The sequence below is a fragment of the Sporosarcina sp. P19 genome, assembly GCF_002743165.1.
Classification (GTDB): Bacteria; Bacillota; Bacilli; order Bacillales_A; family Planococcaceae; genus Sporosarcina; species Sporosarcina ureae.
The window spans coordinates 218,615-236,340 of the sequence record NZ_PDYR01000003.1; the positions used below are offsets into that span (position 1 = coordinate 218,615).

Sequence of the window (17,726 nt, forward strand, 5' to 3'; positions counted from 1 at the left end):
GATCTCCTTTATTCAACACTTACGTACGATTCTCTAAGTTTTTAGCGGTATCGCTTTTATCGACCTCTTTTTGATCTTTATACGTTCCGAATGTTTTATCGATAAATGTATGTGTAACACCAAACCAATAGTTTTCATTTTTAAAATGATGCCAAAGATGCGCTTTCTTAATACGTCTCCCCATTTCGGTACGCGGTTGAACGGGGCGATGCGCAATATAATGTTTCCATTCATAATACATGAAATAAACGATGATTCCTGTAAGATAAGCAATCGTGAATAGCAAACTACCTGTTATGAAATAGAAAACAAGCGCAAACACGGAAAAGCCAGGTAAGCTGAACCAAATCGGCAAGAATAATAGCTTTAAATTTGCCGGATCCACGTGATGATCAAAATGTAATCGTTTAATCGTTCTCAATAAAAATGGATTCGTTGGCGTTTTCATATGGAATAAAAACCTATGAATCATATACTCACTCATTGCATAAGTAGCCATCCCTACAATAAAGGAAATCCACACACCCAGTGAGAATGCATGTAAAAGAGTATAGCTTATGAGTGGAATAAACAGCACCAACATTATGGTGATATCCGGAAACGTGATGAACTCTTTCATATATTTCGTATTCATGATCCGTCCTCCTATCTTATAGTTAATCAATCTATGAAGCATGTTAGCTAGTAAGTTTTCTTGGTATGACCAGAATATACTTTGGAATTACCAAAAGTATATAGTATTCAGAATTTATAGTCAATTTTGTTTTATAGAAAATAAAAGCACCACATGAGAAACCATCATGAATGTGCCTTCTGTAGATGCTATTCTATTCCTCCAGTAATAGATGCATGGTATAATGCTCAAGCGGCAAGTTATGAATAGCAACGAACTTATTTCAGCTAAGGATATCTGCTTCTGGTTGTCGCCAGAGTGGATATCCTTTGTTGCGTCAAAATACGTTTCATGCATATGTACTTTGCATCAGTCTTTTTTAGAAAGGAAGTAAATCGTGTCCTCATTACAAATCGTTCAAGTACGTCATCCAAAAGCTATGGCTTTCACTCTGATGTTTGGAGCTTTTATTGGGTTGTTTGGTGAAACAGCTTTAAATATGGCTCTGACAAATATTATGGCCGATTTCTCGGTCAACTCCGCTACCGCTCAGTGGTTGACAACAGGATACTTATTAACGCTCGGTATTCTAGTACCTGTGTCTTCTCTCTTAATCCGGTGGTTTACTACGAAACAATTGCTCGTTGCGTCTTTGGCCTTTTCCATAGCCGGTTCATTTTTAGCTGGGCTCGCTCCGAGTTTTGCCGTGTTATTTATAGGTCGTGTCGTGCAAGCGATTGGAACAGGAATATTATTGCCATTAATGATGAACGTCATTTTATTAATATTCCCGATCCATAAACGCGGCGCCGTTATGGGCGTCATGGGGCTTGTGATCACGACAGCTCCCGCGATTGGACCTGCACTTTCCGGTTTAATCGTCGACACACTCGGTTGGTCATACATTTTCTGGGTCAGCCTGTTATTTTATCTAGGATTAATCGTATTTGGTCTCAAACAAATTGACAACGTCTCACAAATCACGAAGCCTACAATTGATGTCATTTCGATTGTATTATCAACGGTAGGTTTTGGTGGAGTCATTTATAGTTTGAGTACTATGGCAGAAAAGTCTTTAACGTCTGCATACGTATATCTTCCACTAGTAGTCGGTTTCGTTTCTCTACTTTTATTTGCGGTAAGACAGTTCAAGATGAAGCAGCCGATGATCAATTTACGTGTATTTAAATATCCGATGTTCACGTTAGGGATCGTACTATTGTTCATTGGCATGTTTTTAATCTTATCCACTGCCATTTTACTGCCATTGTATATGAGAACGTCTTTGCTCGTCAGCGCAGCAGTAGCGGGACTTGTTTTATTACCAGGCAGCGCGTTGAACGCATTGTTGTCTCCAGTAATAGGTATGCTGTCAGACAGATTCGGCGTCAAAACAATATTACCGATCGGCTTCCTATTAACTGCGATTTCGAGTGTATTATTCATTATCATAATTTCCGCTGAAACGCCTATTTGGCAAGTAGTCATCGCTTTCTTAATATTCTTCGTAGGGATTGCCATGATTATCATGCCTGCCCAAACGAACGGATTAAATGAATTACCGCGCGAACTCTATGCAGATGGTTCGGCTGTCACGAATACTCTCCAACAAATCGCTGGTGCTACGGGAACAGCTTTGGCGATTACATTCATGATACATGGAGAAAACTTATTTCTAGAAGCTTCTCCTAGTGCTTCGTCTGTTGATGTGATTGCAGAGGGTACGAAATATGCATTTTACTTTATAGCTGGATTCGCTATTACTGGTTTTATTGCATCGTTGTTTGTGAAACGGGTTCGGGTGTAAGTGGACACAGTTGGTAGAGGTACCAGGTCCCAACACAATTCTGAATAGTGTCTGGACCTGGCCTGTTAAACTGAAGATGAAAAAACCGCTAATTTGTCTCCATTAGCGGTCTTTCTTATTGGAAAAAGTACTTGGTCATGAAAACGCCACGTTAGTTTAGTACATAAATACTTACTCACTTCTTAAACACATACTTCTTCCCATCCTGGCTAGTTACGATCAGCTGCTTGTCAGTGACCGACATGTGCTTTCCTTGTATATTCGACAGTTTACTAGTCTTCTTTTCAAGCAAACTATACTTATATATACCTGTTTTATTGAAGTAAAACATCGTCGAATGATCGAACAGCACCGATGCATTATTTTGATTTTCATTTGGAATAAATGACTTTTCTTTTGGATCCTCGTAAAATAAGATTCTTGCATCAAAATCACGTTCTTTTTTTCTGTCCGATCCATTCATAGCGACAGAGTTGAGTGTCAACTTACTATCTATTGGTATGTTAGGTGTTCGGTAATAATCTCTTTTCGTTGCTTCATTTGTATAATAGATGCGGTCATTCCAAATAAATACGTTTCGCATCGTCTCACCGGATAATGACGGCATAATCATAGAATCTTTCGGTCCCGTAAAACGTTCTGTTTTCGTCCGAATGACACCATACTCCATCGGCAATTCTGAAGCTTGGCCAATTGCACGTAAATAGGGAATGAATACTTCATCATTATAGACAATTAAATCAAACCAATTTTCCATATAACTAATCCAGATCCCGTCGCTACCTTCGAAATCTAGCTTACTCAAGATCTCTTCACTTTTATCCGTTTTCAAATCTTTTTTCATCAATCCATTACGTATACTGTACGAAAAACCATTCTGCTCAACCGTTTTTCCTTTTTTGCTGACATATGAATGGTATCGACCTAGTTTCATCGAATCGTCAAGCGCTCGTGTCAGAAAAGCCGAGAACTGCGCGCGCGTCACCGATTGGGATGGCATATACTTGCCTTCTGATCCGCCAGCAATGCGTTGTTTGGCAATGCCATTAATGTCGGCATACGCCCAGTGCGCCGGAACCACATCGACAAATGTTGGTTGGCTATCAAAAGGTATATTGAATGAACGACGTAAAATGGCTGCCATTTGCGCTCGTGATGTATTTTCCCCCGGGCGCATTAAACCTTGATCACCGCGGAGAATTCCCTTTTCATTCACCGTCGCCATAATTTTATAATAGGATGACTTTTTCGAAACGTCTTTAAAGACTATTTTTGGATTATCCACGAGTGGAATCTTTAGAGCCTTAATGAGCATGGCAAATGCTTGTGCTCGTGTGATTGGTTCATTCGGTTTAAATGTTCCGTCTGGATAGCCACCTATAATATTGCGGTCGTATAAATACTGGATTTCCTTCTTCGCCCAATGTCCATTCATGTCTGTAAACTTGGCCGCATGTGCTTGAAACGGCATGGCTGCAACGATACATAATAATGCGATGAATGACGCTGTGATTTTTCTCTTCATCTGTTTCTCTCCTTTATTTGAAATACGCATTGTGTACTTGTTCCCATTGCGCACCGTACAGACGGAGAAACTCAAAAAAAGTTTCAAAAAAATACCAGGTCCTCACACAATAGTGTCAGGACCTGGTATCTGAAAATTAGTTATCACCTTGCAATTTATAAATAGTAGATGGCGTGACGTTGATTAAGCCTTCCAATTCTTGGACTACAGGTATTTTAAATCACTTTTTCAGTTTCTCCACTCAATATTTATTACAACCCATTTTCACGAATCAAATTTAGTTGACACCTATATCTTTGACGTCTTCACTTTATAATATAACATATGTTTATCTGGAACTTTCACTTCTACCGCATAGCGCACTTCTTTTCCGTCGGTAAAGCGGACTGTCGCGATGAAGTTGCCTGGCTTGTTGACACGAATGAACACGTCCGGCGAATCGGCATACCCCTCAAACGGCATGTTGCCGGATAGGACTTCCCCGTCCGTCCGTACAAAACGAATATTTTCAACCTCTTCATCCGCCGTCAGTTTCAGTCGCACACGCGTCTTCAAAACATCGCTCGCGTATAGCAACTGCACCTTCAATTTGCCATCGACCTTCTTCACATCCACATAGTATTTATGATAGTAGCGTTTGATATTTTGATTTTCCATACCATAATTACCGCCTAGCTGCAACGTTCCTCTTCCTTCTTTCAACGGTGTCACTTGTACGCGATCGCCGGTATATCCTGACGGCGTCTGTCTGCCTTTAATGATGGCTACGTGATACAACTCCGAGTTGACCGCAAATTCATCCGTGTTCTCATCGGTGATTATTTCCGAGAAACGCAGCATCGGACCCCATGTCTTTAATGAATATGTCTCGGGATGGACACGCTCCGTTAGTTGCATCAACTTCGCCGCTTGTCCTCTCGTCACCCATTCATTGATGCCGAATCTGTCGGACGTTACGCCTGTCGTAATGCCGAGTTTGTGCAGAATCAAGACATTCGCGCCATGCGACGTGTTGGGCTTAACGTCATGGAATGGATTTTCGTTTTCATTGAAAGCATAGCGCGGCAAATCGAACGCTTTGACGAGGATGGAAGCCAATTGTCCCCGTTTGACGGGATCATTTGGACCGAAACTTCCATCTTCATAGCCCCCGATCACTTCGAGCTCCGCAAGCTTAGCAATGGCATTATGATAGCCATTCGCTTTCGAGACGTCCTTGAATCCAGGATCCTTCACCATGTAATCCGGATTCAGTCCCATCAACTTCGCAATAATTGCCGATGCCTGACCACGCGTAATTGGATTGCCCGGCTTGAACATGCCATCCGCATACCCCGTAATAATATGACGTTCGGCCAATTCATTGACCGCCTCTGCAAAGTGCTTTGTTTCGGGAACATCCGTGAATTTCTGGTTACTTGCGGCCATACTCGATAATGGCAGGCTGAGGGCAAGAGCCACCGAGCCAACTGTCATCCAAATCTTTTTCATCGTGTTTCTTCCTTTCTATCATGTAATCATAGATCGACGTACAGACGGGGAAATCCGTAAATAGTTTCATCGTATCCACAATATATTTGTAGACAAAAGCAGGTCTATTCGCAATCGTAGAAAGGCGCCATGTCCCAACGCTATTCTGAATAGTGTCGGAACCTGGCACCTTAAATTGATCGCGAGTGTGTTATTCATTGTCATCATTTCAGCTGAAACGCCTTTTGGGCAAGTGGTCACCGTATTCCTCATTTTTTCATAGGTATTTCCATGACTACCATGCCTGCCCCAAAATACGTTAAATGAATTGCCGCGCGAACTTTACACGGGTAGCTCGGCTGTATCTTTAACTATTGCTTCTTGTATTTGATAATAAAAGAACCAAGAACGCTCTCTACTTCTTCTACTTTCACGATCAACTCATCGCCCTATTCAACATTCGGATTGTCACTTGACACAAAATTCAAATGTTCACCCGTTTGAATATTATATCCAAAAGCACTATCTGGAACAAGTTCATGTACTGTTATAGAAACATTTTTACCCACTGGATTTTCACCGTTTTTCAGCACCGTTTCGAATTGCTCAGTCGTATAATCTGATTCAGCACTACCGCAAGCTGTAAGTAGTAGAGCAGCAATCATTAGAATCACTATTTTCTTCATCTGTTTCTCTCCTTCGTTCGTAATAAGCTCTGGGACCCTAACCAATTCCGCATCCTACAGACGAAGATATTCAGAAAAAGTTTCAAATAAAAAATACCAGGTCTTAACGCAATAGTATCGGGACCTAGTACCTGGAAATTAATGATTAGATGTCTTTATGGAACACATAAATCTCAGAAGGCGTAATTTGATTAACCATCGCCTCTTCTCTATTTAACAGTTAATTAATACAAGCAATACATTTTAACTAGAGAAACCTATTTTATAGATACCATTGTACTGTATACTTAGTAACGTCATAACCTTTTACTTACAAAATATCAAAATTCACTTAATATTTAGATGTTTGAAGGTGGAAAGCGCCAACTCCTGTCCTTGGAGTTGGCGCTATAAATAGTTCAACGTAAAGTCGAAGTACATCGTTATAAATATAGAAGGTAAACTGTCAGCTATAAACGCTTCCGTAGGTAGGAATATCTCTGAATAGATCCCATATTGTGTAATAAAATATTTTGATGGCTTACTATTAAAACAGGTAATCGCCCATATTATTAATAGAAGCTCTATTCACAACATGTGTGACTCAATGAGCGATCTTTTTTCTAAATACTAACTAATCGGTCTCTGTCCATTAACAAAACGCCAGTACCTGTACGCAATAAAACAGTAGGTGACGTAACTAGTTCATTCAACATACATGCTCCAAGATTTGTAATTTCTACTTGAACATCTATTGAATGTGCTGACATTTGTATCTTTTCATGTAAAAGTTGAAGTGGCTGAAGAGCTGTAAATCTTTCCTTATACAAAATAATATCTACATCACTGTATTCTGTACACGCTTGAATTCCTGTCGCCATCGTAAAACCTATACTTCCACCAATTCCCCAGCAGTTATCTTTTAATAGATCCCTGAGATATTCGATTGTGTCTTCATGACTGTTAGGTGGAACACCATATGTCGCTTCTTCAGCCGTGATGACTTTTTGAATACTGTCTTTAATTGTGAGGGCAGCAAATCGTTCAGAACGATTTGCGCCTCTAAATCCAATAGGAACAATATGATCCAGTGTTTTCATTCTCCGCACGACAGCTATCGTGTTCGCTGTTTTTTCATTCAGTACCCAGCTTGGTATCGTTCCACTACTTATAATTGCTTGATTTGACTCCAAATAGACAATGTCATGGACGTTTATTTCCATTGTGATCTAATAGCATCCCGCACAGCAATTGAAGCTTTGCGGCCATTTTCAACAGCTTTTTCTGATGTTAAACGAACACGCAATGAATCCTCTTTTGATTGTAATATGTCAGTAGTCGCAGCTTCAATTGAGCTTTTTACTTTATTGACTTGTTCATCTGACGGTTGATCAGCATCTATATCTTGAAGTAATTCATGTATTGCTCCTAACGAGTAGAATGATTGAACATCATAGGCCATAGATGGGACTGTTTTTGCAAATTCATCTAGTTCTTCAACTGAACGCATCGTCACGAGAGCAGCTGATTTCTTTGACATGACATGTACCTGAATTGCTTCATCATCAAACGATAAGATTCTATTACTTTGCATACCATGTGATAAAAACGCGCCCGAAATAGCTTTTCCCACAATTAGAGTAACAAGTGGATGGCCATTCTGACGTGCAGCGGCATAAGCTTCTACACTTGCAGCACAAGCTAGGTAAATACCAAATAGTTCCTCATGGTACCCAAATGCTTGTCCTGGCACATCTACAATCGGAACAATAACTCTCTTTTCATCCAAATCAGCATCTTCTTCTATCGCTTCGCGTACATACTTTGCTACTGTCCATGCTTCTTCTAGACCAAACTCACCGTTTCTCGCTCTATAAAACTTTGATTCGTCATTTGGTACGACTGCAATATAACGCACTTTTTTTCCATCTTGTTCTTTATCTGCAACTAATACAGACGGAGTTGGTGATATGGATGGAGCATTATCAGTCAGTTTTTCAAACCATATATGTCCACGACTTTCTTGTTGACTACTTTGCTCATGTTTTTTCGTGGCCTGATATTGCGCACGATTCTTTAAATGATTCTGCGCCTCTAGAGGTTCAATTTTTTCCTTTACAGATATTTCATCGAGCATGCTCAAAAATTCTGTATACTGCAACGTTCGCTCAGCATACTTATTTTCAGTCCAAATGGATTCGATTGCTTTTATATAGTTCTGTAAGTCATCTTCCACAACCTTATCAATCAACGCACTTTCAAAACGGCCAGTTCCGCCAATCATTCTCCAAATGAATTGCTTATTCTTCGAGTTAAGTTCTTTAACGCCCGCTTCTTGCTCTACTACTTCAGGGCCGTTCATTCCCAATCTACCCTCTCTCGTCATGATGAGGGCTGAACATAATCCAGCAGTTAGTGACATCCCTCCGAATGAACCGATTTTCCCCGGAATTATACCAATCACTGGCACATGTTTCTTAATAGCGACAATCGCAGAACTTATTTCAGCAATAGATAGCAATCCATAGTTCGCTTCCTGTAATCGAACTCCACCTGTATCGTATATGATTATTGGATAGATCAAGTGACCATTTTCACAGTCTTCTAGCGCCCTCTCTAGAGCACCTGCAAATTTAGCACCTGAAACTTCTCCAATTCCTCCACCTTGGAAATTTCCTTCTATAGAAATGACAAGTGTTGACTTACCGGCAACAGTTCCTTTTGCAATGACCATTCCATCGTCACTTTGCGGAACTATGTTTTGCGCCTCCAAATGCGGTGATTCAAAGCCATCAAATGGACCTAACATCTCTACCATTGATCCTTCATCAAGCAAAATTTGCGCACGTTCTCTCGCTTTACTTTCAACTAAACTAACTTGCAACATGTTAGACATCGGTACTCACCTCCGCAGCTTGAGCCAATCGAATCGATACGACACCTGGCGTAGCACCAAAATCATTAATTTTAATAGAAGCCAAAATTTGTTGTTGAGCCATAAATCGTTCAATGACTCGTTCCCATGTATCCGCATATCCTGTAATGCCCGTTCGAATTTCTACAACCGTTTCTTTACCCTCTATTGGTTCCATCAAAATTTCTAAATCACCTGATCCTACTACTCCAATATGCGTCTTACTTTGAATGGGTTTATTCGCTGGAAACTTGTAAACTAACTTCTCCATATGAAAACCTCCTTTTTTTTGTTAGCCAATTCGAAATGAAAAATGTAGTTGCTAATAAATCTGCAGATCCACCTGGTGAAATCCAAGACTGCTGGAATTCTTTATCGAGACGTTCTACTGCTTCAATCGAAAAGTTTTTTATTATGTTATTTGCTTCCGTTTTAGCAAATTCTAATGCACCCAGTCCACCTCGATGAACTATACATGTATCATTAAGATTTGATATTAGCGCTAGCAATGTTAGTAACTTCGCTTCTAGTGGGTTGTGATCAAAACGCGCTTTCTCATAAGTTGGATAGCTGTACTTGCGAATATGTGGAAAGCCATATTGTGCTTCTTCTCTCGCGCCTGGCATTCCATATTTTTTCTTTACATTTAATCCGTTCGTTGGCTGATTTGGTATCATTCTGTCTGGTAGTTTCGCCAATTCTGCTGCATCATCAAGAACTTGTGGAAAAGAAATATCTCCTTTTCTACGAGCAGTCGCCGCGCAGATCAATCCAATTGACCAGATTGCTCCTTTATGTGTGTTGACTTCATTCGTCGCAGCAAACATAAGTTGCTCACCTGTTCGTCCGATTTCACCAAACTGCTCACGTAATCGAGTAGTAGGTGTTTTCCCATAATGTAATAGAGCCATGTTGTAAAATGTTTCATGTAAACTTAAAGCCGATTCACACATTAATGAAAGATTCAAGTCTACATGAGAGCCGTTATTGTGCAAATCGACCAAACCAGGTTTAGGTGTTAATTCCACTTCTTCAATTAAAGCTGCTACTGCTTCATTCGCTATAGCCACGCAAATCTTTTGGTGCATGTGACATTCACTCCTTACCAACTCTTGAATCTCGCAGGCGGCTCATATAAACCACCTGACCACTGAACCAAATCATCAATACTTTTTGCGGCTAGTAATGACCGATTGGCTTTCCCTCTTTGGATATTCATATCTTCAGGCATCGCTACCATCCCACGATCTCGTAATTGCTGTGTTTTTTTTAGATCATGTTCCATTCCAAGTGGTGTTACTCCAGCGATTGAAGCAATCATTTCTCTTCGCTCAGCAGGGCTATCTGTTTTATACAAATAGGCAATTCCCTCTTCTGTTACTACGTGTGTAATATCTTCTGCATAAATCATGACTGGCGCAACTGCTAAATTAGCTTGTTTTTTCACATCAATTGCATCTAATCGCTCCACAAAAACAGGCGTATTTGCATCTTGAAAAGTTTCCGCGACCTGAACAACTAACTTTTTACCTCTTGCAAGTTCATCTGTAGAAGTCATCATATTATACCAAGCCTCTGTTGAATGACGTCGGCCTCCAGGATTGTGGCCCATATTTGGCGCTCCACCATAGCCTGCTAAACGACCTTTTGTTACGGTAGATGAATTCCCATACGCATCCATCTGTAAAGTAGAACCAATAAATAGATCTGCTGCGTACTGACCTGCTAATTGAGCTAATGTTCGATTAGACCGCATACTACCATCCTTACCCGTGAAGAACACGTCTCCTCTTGCTTGAACGTACTTTTCCATACCAAGTTCTCCACCAAAACAATAAATACTTTCTGCCCAACCGGACTCTATCGCGGGGATCAGTGTAGGATGTGGATTGAGTATCCAGTTTTTACAGATCTTCCCCCTTAGACCTAGACTTTCACCGTAAGTTGGCAATAATAATTCAATAGCAGCTGTATTAAAACCAATTCCGTGATTTAACGATTGAACTCCATGTTTTTCATAAATACCTTTAATGCACATCATGCCTTGTAACACTTGAATATCCGTTATATGTCGTGGATCACGTGTAAATAATGGCTCCAATTCGTAAGGCTTATCTGCTTCTACAATGAAGTCTACCCAAGAACTCGGGATGTCGACACGAGGTAATTCATCGACAATTTCGTTCACCTGGACAATGACAATTCCATCACTAAATGCGGCTGCTTCTACAATCGTAGGTGTTTCTTCAGTATTAGGTCCCGTATACAAATTACCTTTTCTATCGGCTTTATCTGCAGCGACTAGTACCACGTTAGGTATTAAATCCACAAATAATCTTCCATATAGCTCCACATACGTATGAAGATCACCAAGTTCTAATTTACCGTCCTCCAGCATTTGCGCAATTCTCATGCTTTGTGGTCCGGCATAGCTCATATCTATTCGCTTCGCAATGCCTTCTTCAAATATATCTAAATGCTCCGGTCGAGATACACTTGACATGATCATATGCAAATCATGGATTTTTTCTGGATTCACCATTACTAATGATTGAGATAGAAATGAAGCTTGTTTTTGATTGTTTCCTTCAAGCACTACACGATCACCTGGTTTAATTAGTAACTCTAAAGCCTCTATAATTTTATCCGTAGGGATGATCAAACCATCAACCAACTTGTTAACGCTTTCAATTATTTGTTGTTTTTTTTCAACTCTCTTATTCCATGATCTTCTAGTAGTATTTATCATATCTACACTCCTTTGTTTTTCTCTACATACAGACAATCATCTATTCCATTTGTAGTGACCGCATAACTATGAATATCAGAAAAGCCTTGATTTGCTAGTCGCTTCAATACCTCTCCAGGTGGCATTTCAATAAATTGCCGTACACCACTTTCATGTAAAACAGTTGTAACATCATGCCATCGAACAGGTAACGCAATACTCTCTGCTAAGTCATCTGAAATATCTTCAGCCCGTCTTAACACTCGAGCATTTCTATTTGCTATTACAGGGATAGATGGACGTCTCAATTCCAAAGAGCCTAATCTTTCTTTCAATTTTTTCTGAACTGGAAGGAATAATGGTGAATGAGAAGGTGTTGTGACACGTAACATTTTCGCCGAACTCGCTCCTTTTCCATCTACTTCTTCAATAACTTGTCGCATAGCTCTTTTATGTCCAGATAATGTTAGCTGTGTTGGCGAATTGCGGTTAGAAACATATACAGGAAATTCTTCTGTATGGATAGTCGAAACTACTTTTTCTAATTGAACTTCTGTTAACCCAACAATGACAGCCATTCCATAATTCTCGTCTTGAAGCCCTTCCATTAACTCTCCACGTTCTTTCACTAACAACAAAGCGTCTTCAAATTTCAAGACATTTGCTATTACAGCGGCAGCGAAGGCTCCAACCGAATGACCTGCAACAAATTGAGGCTCAGATCCTTCATCTATAAAATATCTTGCTGCTGCCACACCTGCTGTCAACATAGTCATCTGCACATTTTTTGTACTACTCAATGCTTCTTTTGTTTGTAATGCGAGTATGGATTCATTTAGTATTCCCGAAGCTGTATTTATTGTTTCGGTCACAACAGTATCTTGAGGAAGATCATCTAAAAACATTGGATACTGTGAACCTTGACCAGGAAATAACCATGCGCTTTTCATATTAACCACCTACAATAATTTACTTTTCACGCTAAATATTACATCCTCAGTATGTTTACGTAAAATCGATTTCACTTGAACAATATCATCCTTCACTAAACAACCGTAAATTTGCTTATGTTCTCTCACTGACTTCTCAATCATCTTATTACTGGAAAAATGAATAACCTGAATACGTAATAACGGTAATGATATTTTGCTGTACATATCAATCAATACACTACTCTTACTCAGCTTCAATATTAAGTAATGAAATTGATAGTTTAAATGAGCATATTCTGTAATATCATCTACTATAGTCATGTGATGGACAAGTTCCTTCATCTCTTCTAATAACTCTGTTTCTTGACTAGGTTTAGTCAAGCGTTCTACTGCTAATAACTCTAAAGAATTACGGACATCCAATAAATCTTTCATCTCATCGATTGTGTATCCTTTAATAAAGGCACCTTTTCGAGGTACACGTTCAATAATTCCTTCCATTGTGAGTAAATAGATTGCTTCTCGAACCGGAGATCGGCTGATTTGGAACTGTTCAGCGTAATTACTTTCAACAACTTGTTCGCCAGGTTTTAACTCATTGTTTAATACTTGCCCTAGTAATTGGTTCGCTACCATTATCGATAAAGCGTTATCTAATGACTTCTCAAAGTATTCCATTGGCTCACCTCAATTAAGATACATAGTCGACTGTATACTATCATATTATACAGTTAGAATGATTTATTCAATAGAGAATGTTGAATATTCTAATAATATTTAATATTTTGCTTGCTTATCTTAGATTTATTGATTATCCTAAGTTTAGAATACAGTCGACTAAATATTATTAAAGGAGTGAACGAATGGTAATTTATGGTGTAGCAATATTAGCTGCTTGTTTTTTAGTAGGTATGTTTTTTGGTGAAATCGTTGGAAGCCTGATGGGTGTAGATTCCAATGTAGGCGGTGTAGGTATCGCCATGCTATTACTTATTGTTGTAATTGATAGACTACAAAAGAAAGACATGTTAAGTATGCCAGCTCAATCTGGAATGGCTTTTTGGAATGCCATGTATATACCTATCGTAATTGCTATGGCAGCTAGTCAGAATGTGTTAGGCGCTTTAACTGGTGGACCTTTGGCTATTGTCGCTGGTGTGGTTACAGTCGTGATAAGTTGGTTCTTCGTCCCTATCTTAAGTGGTAAGAAAGCAAAGGAATCTGAAATCGAATTCAATAGAACTAACCCACTAAAGCCAAAGGAGGCGAATTAACATGTTTTTGGAAGCGGTTACAAACGCACTCGAATCAAATGGATTGATCACAGGCTTTATAGTTGTAGGTATTACAATGTATGTTGCTTATCTAATATCTAGCAAGCTTACAAGAGGGCTTGTGCATGGATCTGCTATTGCAATAGTTCTTGGTTTAATACTCGCCTATTTTGGAGGTCTCTTTACAGAAGGAACAAAAGGTTTATCCGATGTTTCCTTATTTGCCGGAATTGGTTTTTTAGGCGGAAGTATGTTGAGAGATTTCGCAATTGTAGCTACCGCTTTTGGTGCAAACTTTGATGAAATTAAGAAAGCGGGTATTCGAGGTGTACTCTCTCTATTTTTCGGTATATTCCTTTCGTTCTTTGTCGGCGTAGTCATCGCGTTATTGTTTGGTTATACTGATGCAGCTAGCCTTACAACAATAGGTGCGGGTGCTGTTACGTATATTGTTGGCCCAATAACAGGTGCAGCATTAAATGCGAGCTCTGAAGTTATCGCCATTAGTATAGCAGCTGGTTTAGTGAAATCAGTTCTGGTAATGGTAGGAACACCATTTGTAGCAAGATTCATTGGACTTAATAATCCTCTGTCAGCTATGATATACGGAGGATTGATGGGTACTACTTCTGGCGTAGCAGGAGGCTTAGCCGCTACAGATATACGATTAGTTCCTTATGGAGCCGTAACTGCAACATTCTACACAGGTTTGGGTTGTTTACTTTGTCCTACCTTACTTTACTTGATTACGAACTCGATATGGTAATAGTTTTATTTACTTAATTTAAATTTTTCCCATTCAATACTATGTAAAATGAGGAATTTCATGTATCTATTTATTATCTTTTTGACATTTGGGGTATTGACGGGCTTACTGTCTAGTCTATTTGGATTCGGTGGCGGTTTTGTTGTAGTTCCTATGTTATACATAGTATTACCTAAATCAGGTTTTCCTGATTCACTAGTAATGTATGTAGCAATAGGAACATCCTTGGCCATTATGATTGTAAATTCCACTAACTCTACAATATCTCATCATCGCAAAAAACACATCTTGTGGTTTATCTTTTTACAACTTGCTCCAACAATCACTGTTGGCGCAATAATCGGAGGGTTGGTTTCCCCTTTAATTGAAGGAGATTATCTCAGATATTTGTTTATTACTCTAGTCGTGTACACGATCTTTTCATCTCTTATTACGAAAAGCTTTATAAATGTCAAAACGGATTCTATACAGATGCCAAGTCGCTTGAAAACATCGCTCATCGGAGGAGTAATTGGGTTTATTTCTACTTTACTTGGAGTTGGCGGAAGTTTAATGACCATACCATTTTTGCGTACCTGTCGCTTAAAAATGATCAATGCTGTTTCACTAGCCACACCTTTAAGTCTTCCCATAGCGATTTTCGGAACGGTAACTGCTATATATAACGGTTTTAACTATCCTGGTCTACCTGCATGGTCTTTTGGTTTTGTTTATATTCCAGCTTTTCTTGGCATTGTACTTGGAGGTTTTATAGGTGTGCCAATCGGAACACGTATTTCTCACATCCTACCTGATCGATTATTCTCTAGAATTTATTTATTATTACTCTTGATTGTTGTAATTACAATGATCTTCGAATAATACACAAAGATAAAAACTGTCTTAGAAGTCATCCTACTGACTTCTAAGACGGTTTTTTATTTAATAGAAGTACTTGTGTGAGAAACTAAAGTGAATGTTTAAACATTCACGTTAGTTTCATGCACAGGTGTTTTTTTACTTTACCATAGCTCCAATAGCTTAACTCTCGCATTCACTAAACTCTTCCCTGTTTGTGCAAACATCAGTAAATTTCTTGTCACTACCATCTTTCCCGATACCATTCGATCAATAATGCTACGGGCGTTCCATAACATATCGATATCTACCCCTTATTCCAAAAGTATTCTACATCCGCCCCCCCTCCTAAATACTATGGGTAATCACTACCCCGACGCACTCACCCCCTTCAATACAACAAAATTAGAACTATCCACCAGCCGACCTAATCAATCAAAAGCACCCTACATTTCACCAATACACCCAAAAACACCAACCCACACCGCATAAAAAAGGAATAATAAGGACATGATGAATAAAAGAGTAAAGAACCATCAAAAATCATGCGTACAACCGCAAAACACCAAACAGTAAATGAGGTAGTGTATGGGCTTTTTCAAAAAGAAATATAACACTAAAGTACAATCCACTTCCGCTAGACAAATGAAGAAAACCAGTTCAACAAATGATCTTAAGACAAGTCTTCAAGACAATATACAATATGTAAAAGATAGCCTGGGCGAAAGCTCAGATATTGTCATTCGAGAAATACGAATTGGGAAAGGTGGATCGGTTAAAGCGGGGATTTTCTATACCGACGGGTTGACTGATACACCTGCATTGCAAAACTTCATAATGGAATCCTTGATGTTAGACATACAAGGTACCGAGTTAGAAAAGAAGTTAACGCCTGAACAAGATCTGTTAACTGCATTAAAAGATTTTGCGATGACGGTAGGAGAGATTAAAGATGTAACCAATTTTGATGATCTTTTTACTTCCCTTTTATCTGGCGATACTATTCTGTTGGTTGATGGATATTGCGAAGGTCTGGTCATTGGCAATAAGCATTGGATTGAGCGTGGGGTAACTGAACCTATGTCTCAGACAGTAGTTAGAGGGCCACGGGAAGGTTTTACCGAAAATTTGCGTGTTAATACGGCATTAATTCGTCGGAAACTTAAAGATCCGAGTCTATGGATGGAGTCAAGAGTGATTGGAACGCGCACGAAAACAAATGTGGCCATTATGTATATTAATGGCGTTGCAAATGACAAAATCGTGAACGAAGTCCGTTTACGTTTGGACCGAATAAATATTGATGGTATTTTGGAAAGTGGTAATATTGAGGGTTTTATTGAAGATTCAACGTATTCCCCTTTCCCTACCGTTTATAATACCGAACGACCTGATGCAGTAGCTGCAGCGCTGCTCGAAGGACGCATAGCCATTTTAGTAGATGGAACACCTTTTGTACTAATCGTTCCCGCACTATTTGTCCAATTTTTCCAATCACCTGAAGATTACTATGTGCATACAGGAATCGGGAGTCTGATTCGAGCCCTTCGCTTCCTTGCATTCGTGATTGCTTTGCTTGCACCTGCGTTTTTTATTGCAATCACCACTTTTCATCAATCTATGCTACCTCCTGCACTTCTCATTAGTCTGACGGCCCAACGAGAAGGTGTGCCATTTCCGGCATTTATTGAAGCCGTCATAATGGAAATCACTTTCGAAATCTTAAGGGAAGCGGGTATAAGAATGCCCCGCACCATCGGTTCAGCCATGTCGATAGTAGGCGCATTTGTTATTGGGACCGCAGCGGTCGAAGCGGGCATTATTTCAGCTGCCATGGTAATCGTCGTTTCCATAACCGCCATATCAAGTTTTGTTTCGCCTACTTACAACCTCGCGATCTCTGTGAGGATACTACGCTTTGGATTTATGGCGCTGGCTGCTTCGTTTGGCTTATACGGAATTGCCATAGGTTTAATTGCTCTCATTCTTCATTTATGCAGTTTACGTTCTTTTGGTGTACCTTATATGTCACCAATAGCTCCATTTAATATGTCTGATCAAAAGGATACATTAATTGTTGTACCTATATGGAAAATGTTTACTAGACCTCGCCTAACCAATCAAACAAATAAGGTTAGGCAACAAGATCCTTCTTCTGCAAAGCCACAGCCACCAAAAAACAAGGAATAGGAAAG

17 protein-coding genes are annotated in these 17,726 nt (G+C 39.5%); 5 read left to right on the forward strand and 12 right to left on the reverse strand.

Features of this window, described 5'->3' with window-relative positions:
* Positions 1-19: 19 nt before the first annotated feature.
* Positions 20-634 (reverse strand): sterol desaturase family protein, encoded by a 615-nt coding sequence (locus tag CSV74_RS05870; protein WP_099690940.1) that lies wholly within the window; start codon positions 632-634, stop codon positions 20-22.
* Between the two features lie 418 nt (positions 635-1,052).
* On the opposite strand from CSV74_RS05870, the gene CSV74_RS05875 reads away from it, so the two are divergent.
* Positions 1,053-2,420, forward strand: a complete 1,368-nt coding sequence (locus CSV74_RS05875) for an MDR family MFS transporter (protein WP_199170322.1) — start codon at positions 1,053-1,055, stop codon at positions 2,418-2,420.
* Between the two features lie 175 nt (positions 2,421-2,595).
* Here the strand turns inward: CSV74_RS05875 and CSV74_RS05880 are convergent, their stop codons facing one another.
* The 10 genes from CSV74_RS05880 to CSV74_RS05925 form a co-directional block, all read right to left on the reverse strand.
* Positions 2,596-3,945: an S-layer homology domain-containing protein gene (locus CSV74_RS05880; RefSeq protein ID WP_158231759.1), complete on the reverse strand. Its 1,350-nt coding sequence runs from the start codon at positions 3,943-3,945 to the stop codon at positions 2,596-2,598.
* Positions 3,946-4,233: 288 nt separating this feature from the next.
* The gene (locus CSV74_RS05885; protein WP_099690943.1) at positions 4,234-5,436 is read right to left on the reverse strand and encodes an S-layer homology domain-containing protein; all 1,203 of its coding nucleotides are present in this window, start codon (positions 5,434-5,436) and stop codon (positions 4,234-4,236) included.
* A gap of 428 nt (positions 5,437-5,864) precedes the next feature.
* Entirely contained in the window at positions 5,865-6,101 is a 237-nt protein-coding gene (locus tag CSV74_RS05890; RefSeq protein WP_233190799.1) for a putative periplasmic lipoprotein, read from the reverse strand.
* Positions 6,102-6,703: 602 nt separating this feature from the next.
* Positions 6,704-7,303, reverse strand: coding sequence for a phosphoribosyl-dephospho-CoA transferase MdcG domain-containing protein (locus CSV74_RS05895; protein ID WP_099690944.1), 600 nt, complete (start codon positions 7,301-7,303; stop codon positions 6,704-6,706).
* A complete protein-coding gene (locus CSV74_RS05900) occupies positions 7,294-8,976 on the reverse strand; it encodes a biotin-independent malonate decarboxylase subunit beta (protein ID WP_099690945.1) in 1,683 nt (560 codons plus the stop codon). The genes CSV74_RS05895 and CSV74_RS05900 overlap by 10 nt, the downstream gene beginning before the upstream one ends.
* The gene (locus tag CSV74_RS05905; protein WP_099690946.1) at positions 8,969-9,265 is read right to left on the reverse strand and encodes a malonate decarboxylase subunit delta; all 297 of its coding nucleotides are present in this window, start codon (positions 9,263-9,265) and stop codon (positions 8,969-8,971) included. Before CSV74_RS05905 ends, CSV74_RS05900 begins: the two co-directional genes overlap by 8 nt.
* Entirely contained in the window at positions 9,231-10,082 is an 852-nt protein-coding gene (locus CSV74_RS05910) for a triphosphoribosyl-dephospho-CoA synthase (protein ID WP_099690947.1), read from the reverse strand. The genes CSV74_RS05905 and CSV74_RS05910 overlap by 35 nt, the downstream gene beginning before the upstream one ends.
* 14 nt (positions 10,083-10,096) lie before the next feature.
* Entirely contained in the window at positions 10,097-11,743 is a 1,647-nt protein-coding gene (mdcA, locus tag CSV74_RS05915; protein ID WP_099690948.1) for a malonate decarboxylase subunit alpha, read from the reverse strand.
* A 2-nt stretch (positions 11,744-11,745) separates the two neighbouring features.
* Entirely contained in the window at positions 11,746-12,672 is a 927-nt protein-coding gene (locus CSV74_RS05920) for an ACP S-malonyltransferase (protein WP_099690949.1), read from the reverse strand.
* Between the two features lie 9 nt (positions 12,673-12,681).
* Positions 12,682-13,332, reverse strand: a complete 651-nt coding sequence (locus CSV74_RS05925; protein WP_099690950.1) for a GntR family transcriptional regulator — start codon at positions 13,330-13,332, stop codon at positions 12,682-12,684.
* Between the two features lie 185 nt (positions 13,333-13,517).
* On the opposite strand from CSV74_RS05925, the gene madL reads away from it, so the two are divergent.
* The 3 genes from madL to CSV74_RS05940 are packed head-to-tail and all read left to right on the forward strand — an operon-like array spanning position 13,518 to position 15,555.
* Entirely contained in the window at positions 13,518-13,928 is a 411-nt protein-coding gene (gene madL, locus CSV74_RS05930; RefSeq protein WP_099690951.1) for a malonate transporter subunit MadL, read from the forward strand.
* 1 nt (position 13,929) lies between these two features.
* The gene (gene madM, locus CSV74_RS05935) at positions 13,930-14,694 is read left to right on the forward strand and encodes a malonate transporter subunit MadM (protein WP_099690952.1); all 765 of its coding nucleotides are present in this window, start codon (positions 13,930-13,932) and stop codon (positions 14,692-14,694) included.
* Positions 14,695-14,754: 60 nt separating this feature from the next.
* A complete protein-coding gene (locus CSV74_RS05940) occupies positions 14,755-15,555 on the forward strand; it encodes a sulfite exporter TauE/SafE family protein (RefSeq protein ID WP_158231760.1) in 801 nt (266 codons plus the stop codon).
* A 140-nt stretch (positions 15,556-15,695) separates the two neighbouring features.
* Here the strand turns inward: CSV74_RS05940 and CSV74_RS17000 are convergent, their stop codons facing one another.
* Positions 15,696-15,830: a hypothetical protein gene (locus CSV74_RS17000; RefSeq protein WP_255408326.1), complete on the reverse strand. Its 135-nt coding sequence runs from the start codon at positions 15,828-15,830 to the stop codon at positions 15,696-15,698.
* A 289-nt stretch (positions 15,831-16,119) separates the two neighbouring features.
* Between CSV74_RS17000 and CSV74_RS05945 the strand changes: the two genes are divergently transcribed.
* A complete protein-coding gene (locus CSV74_RS05945; RefSeq protein WP_099690954.1) occupies positions 16,120-17,721 on the forward strand; it encodes a spore germination protein in 1,602 nt (533 codons plus the stop codon).
* Positions 17,722-17,726 lie beyond the last annotated feature (5 nt).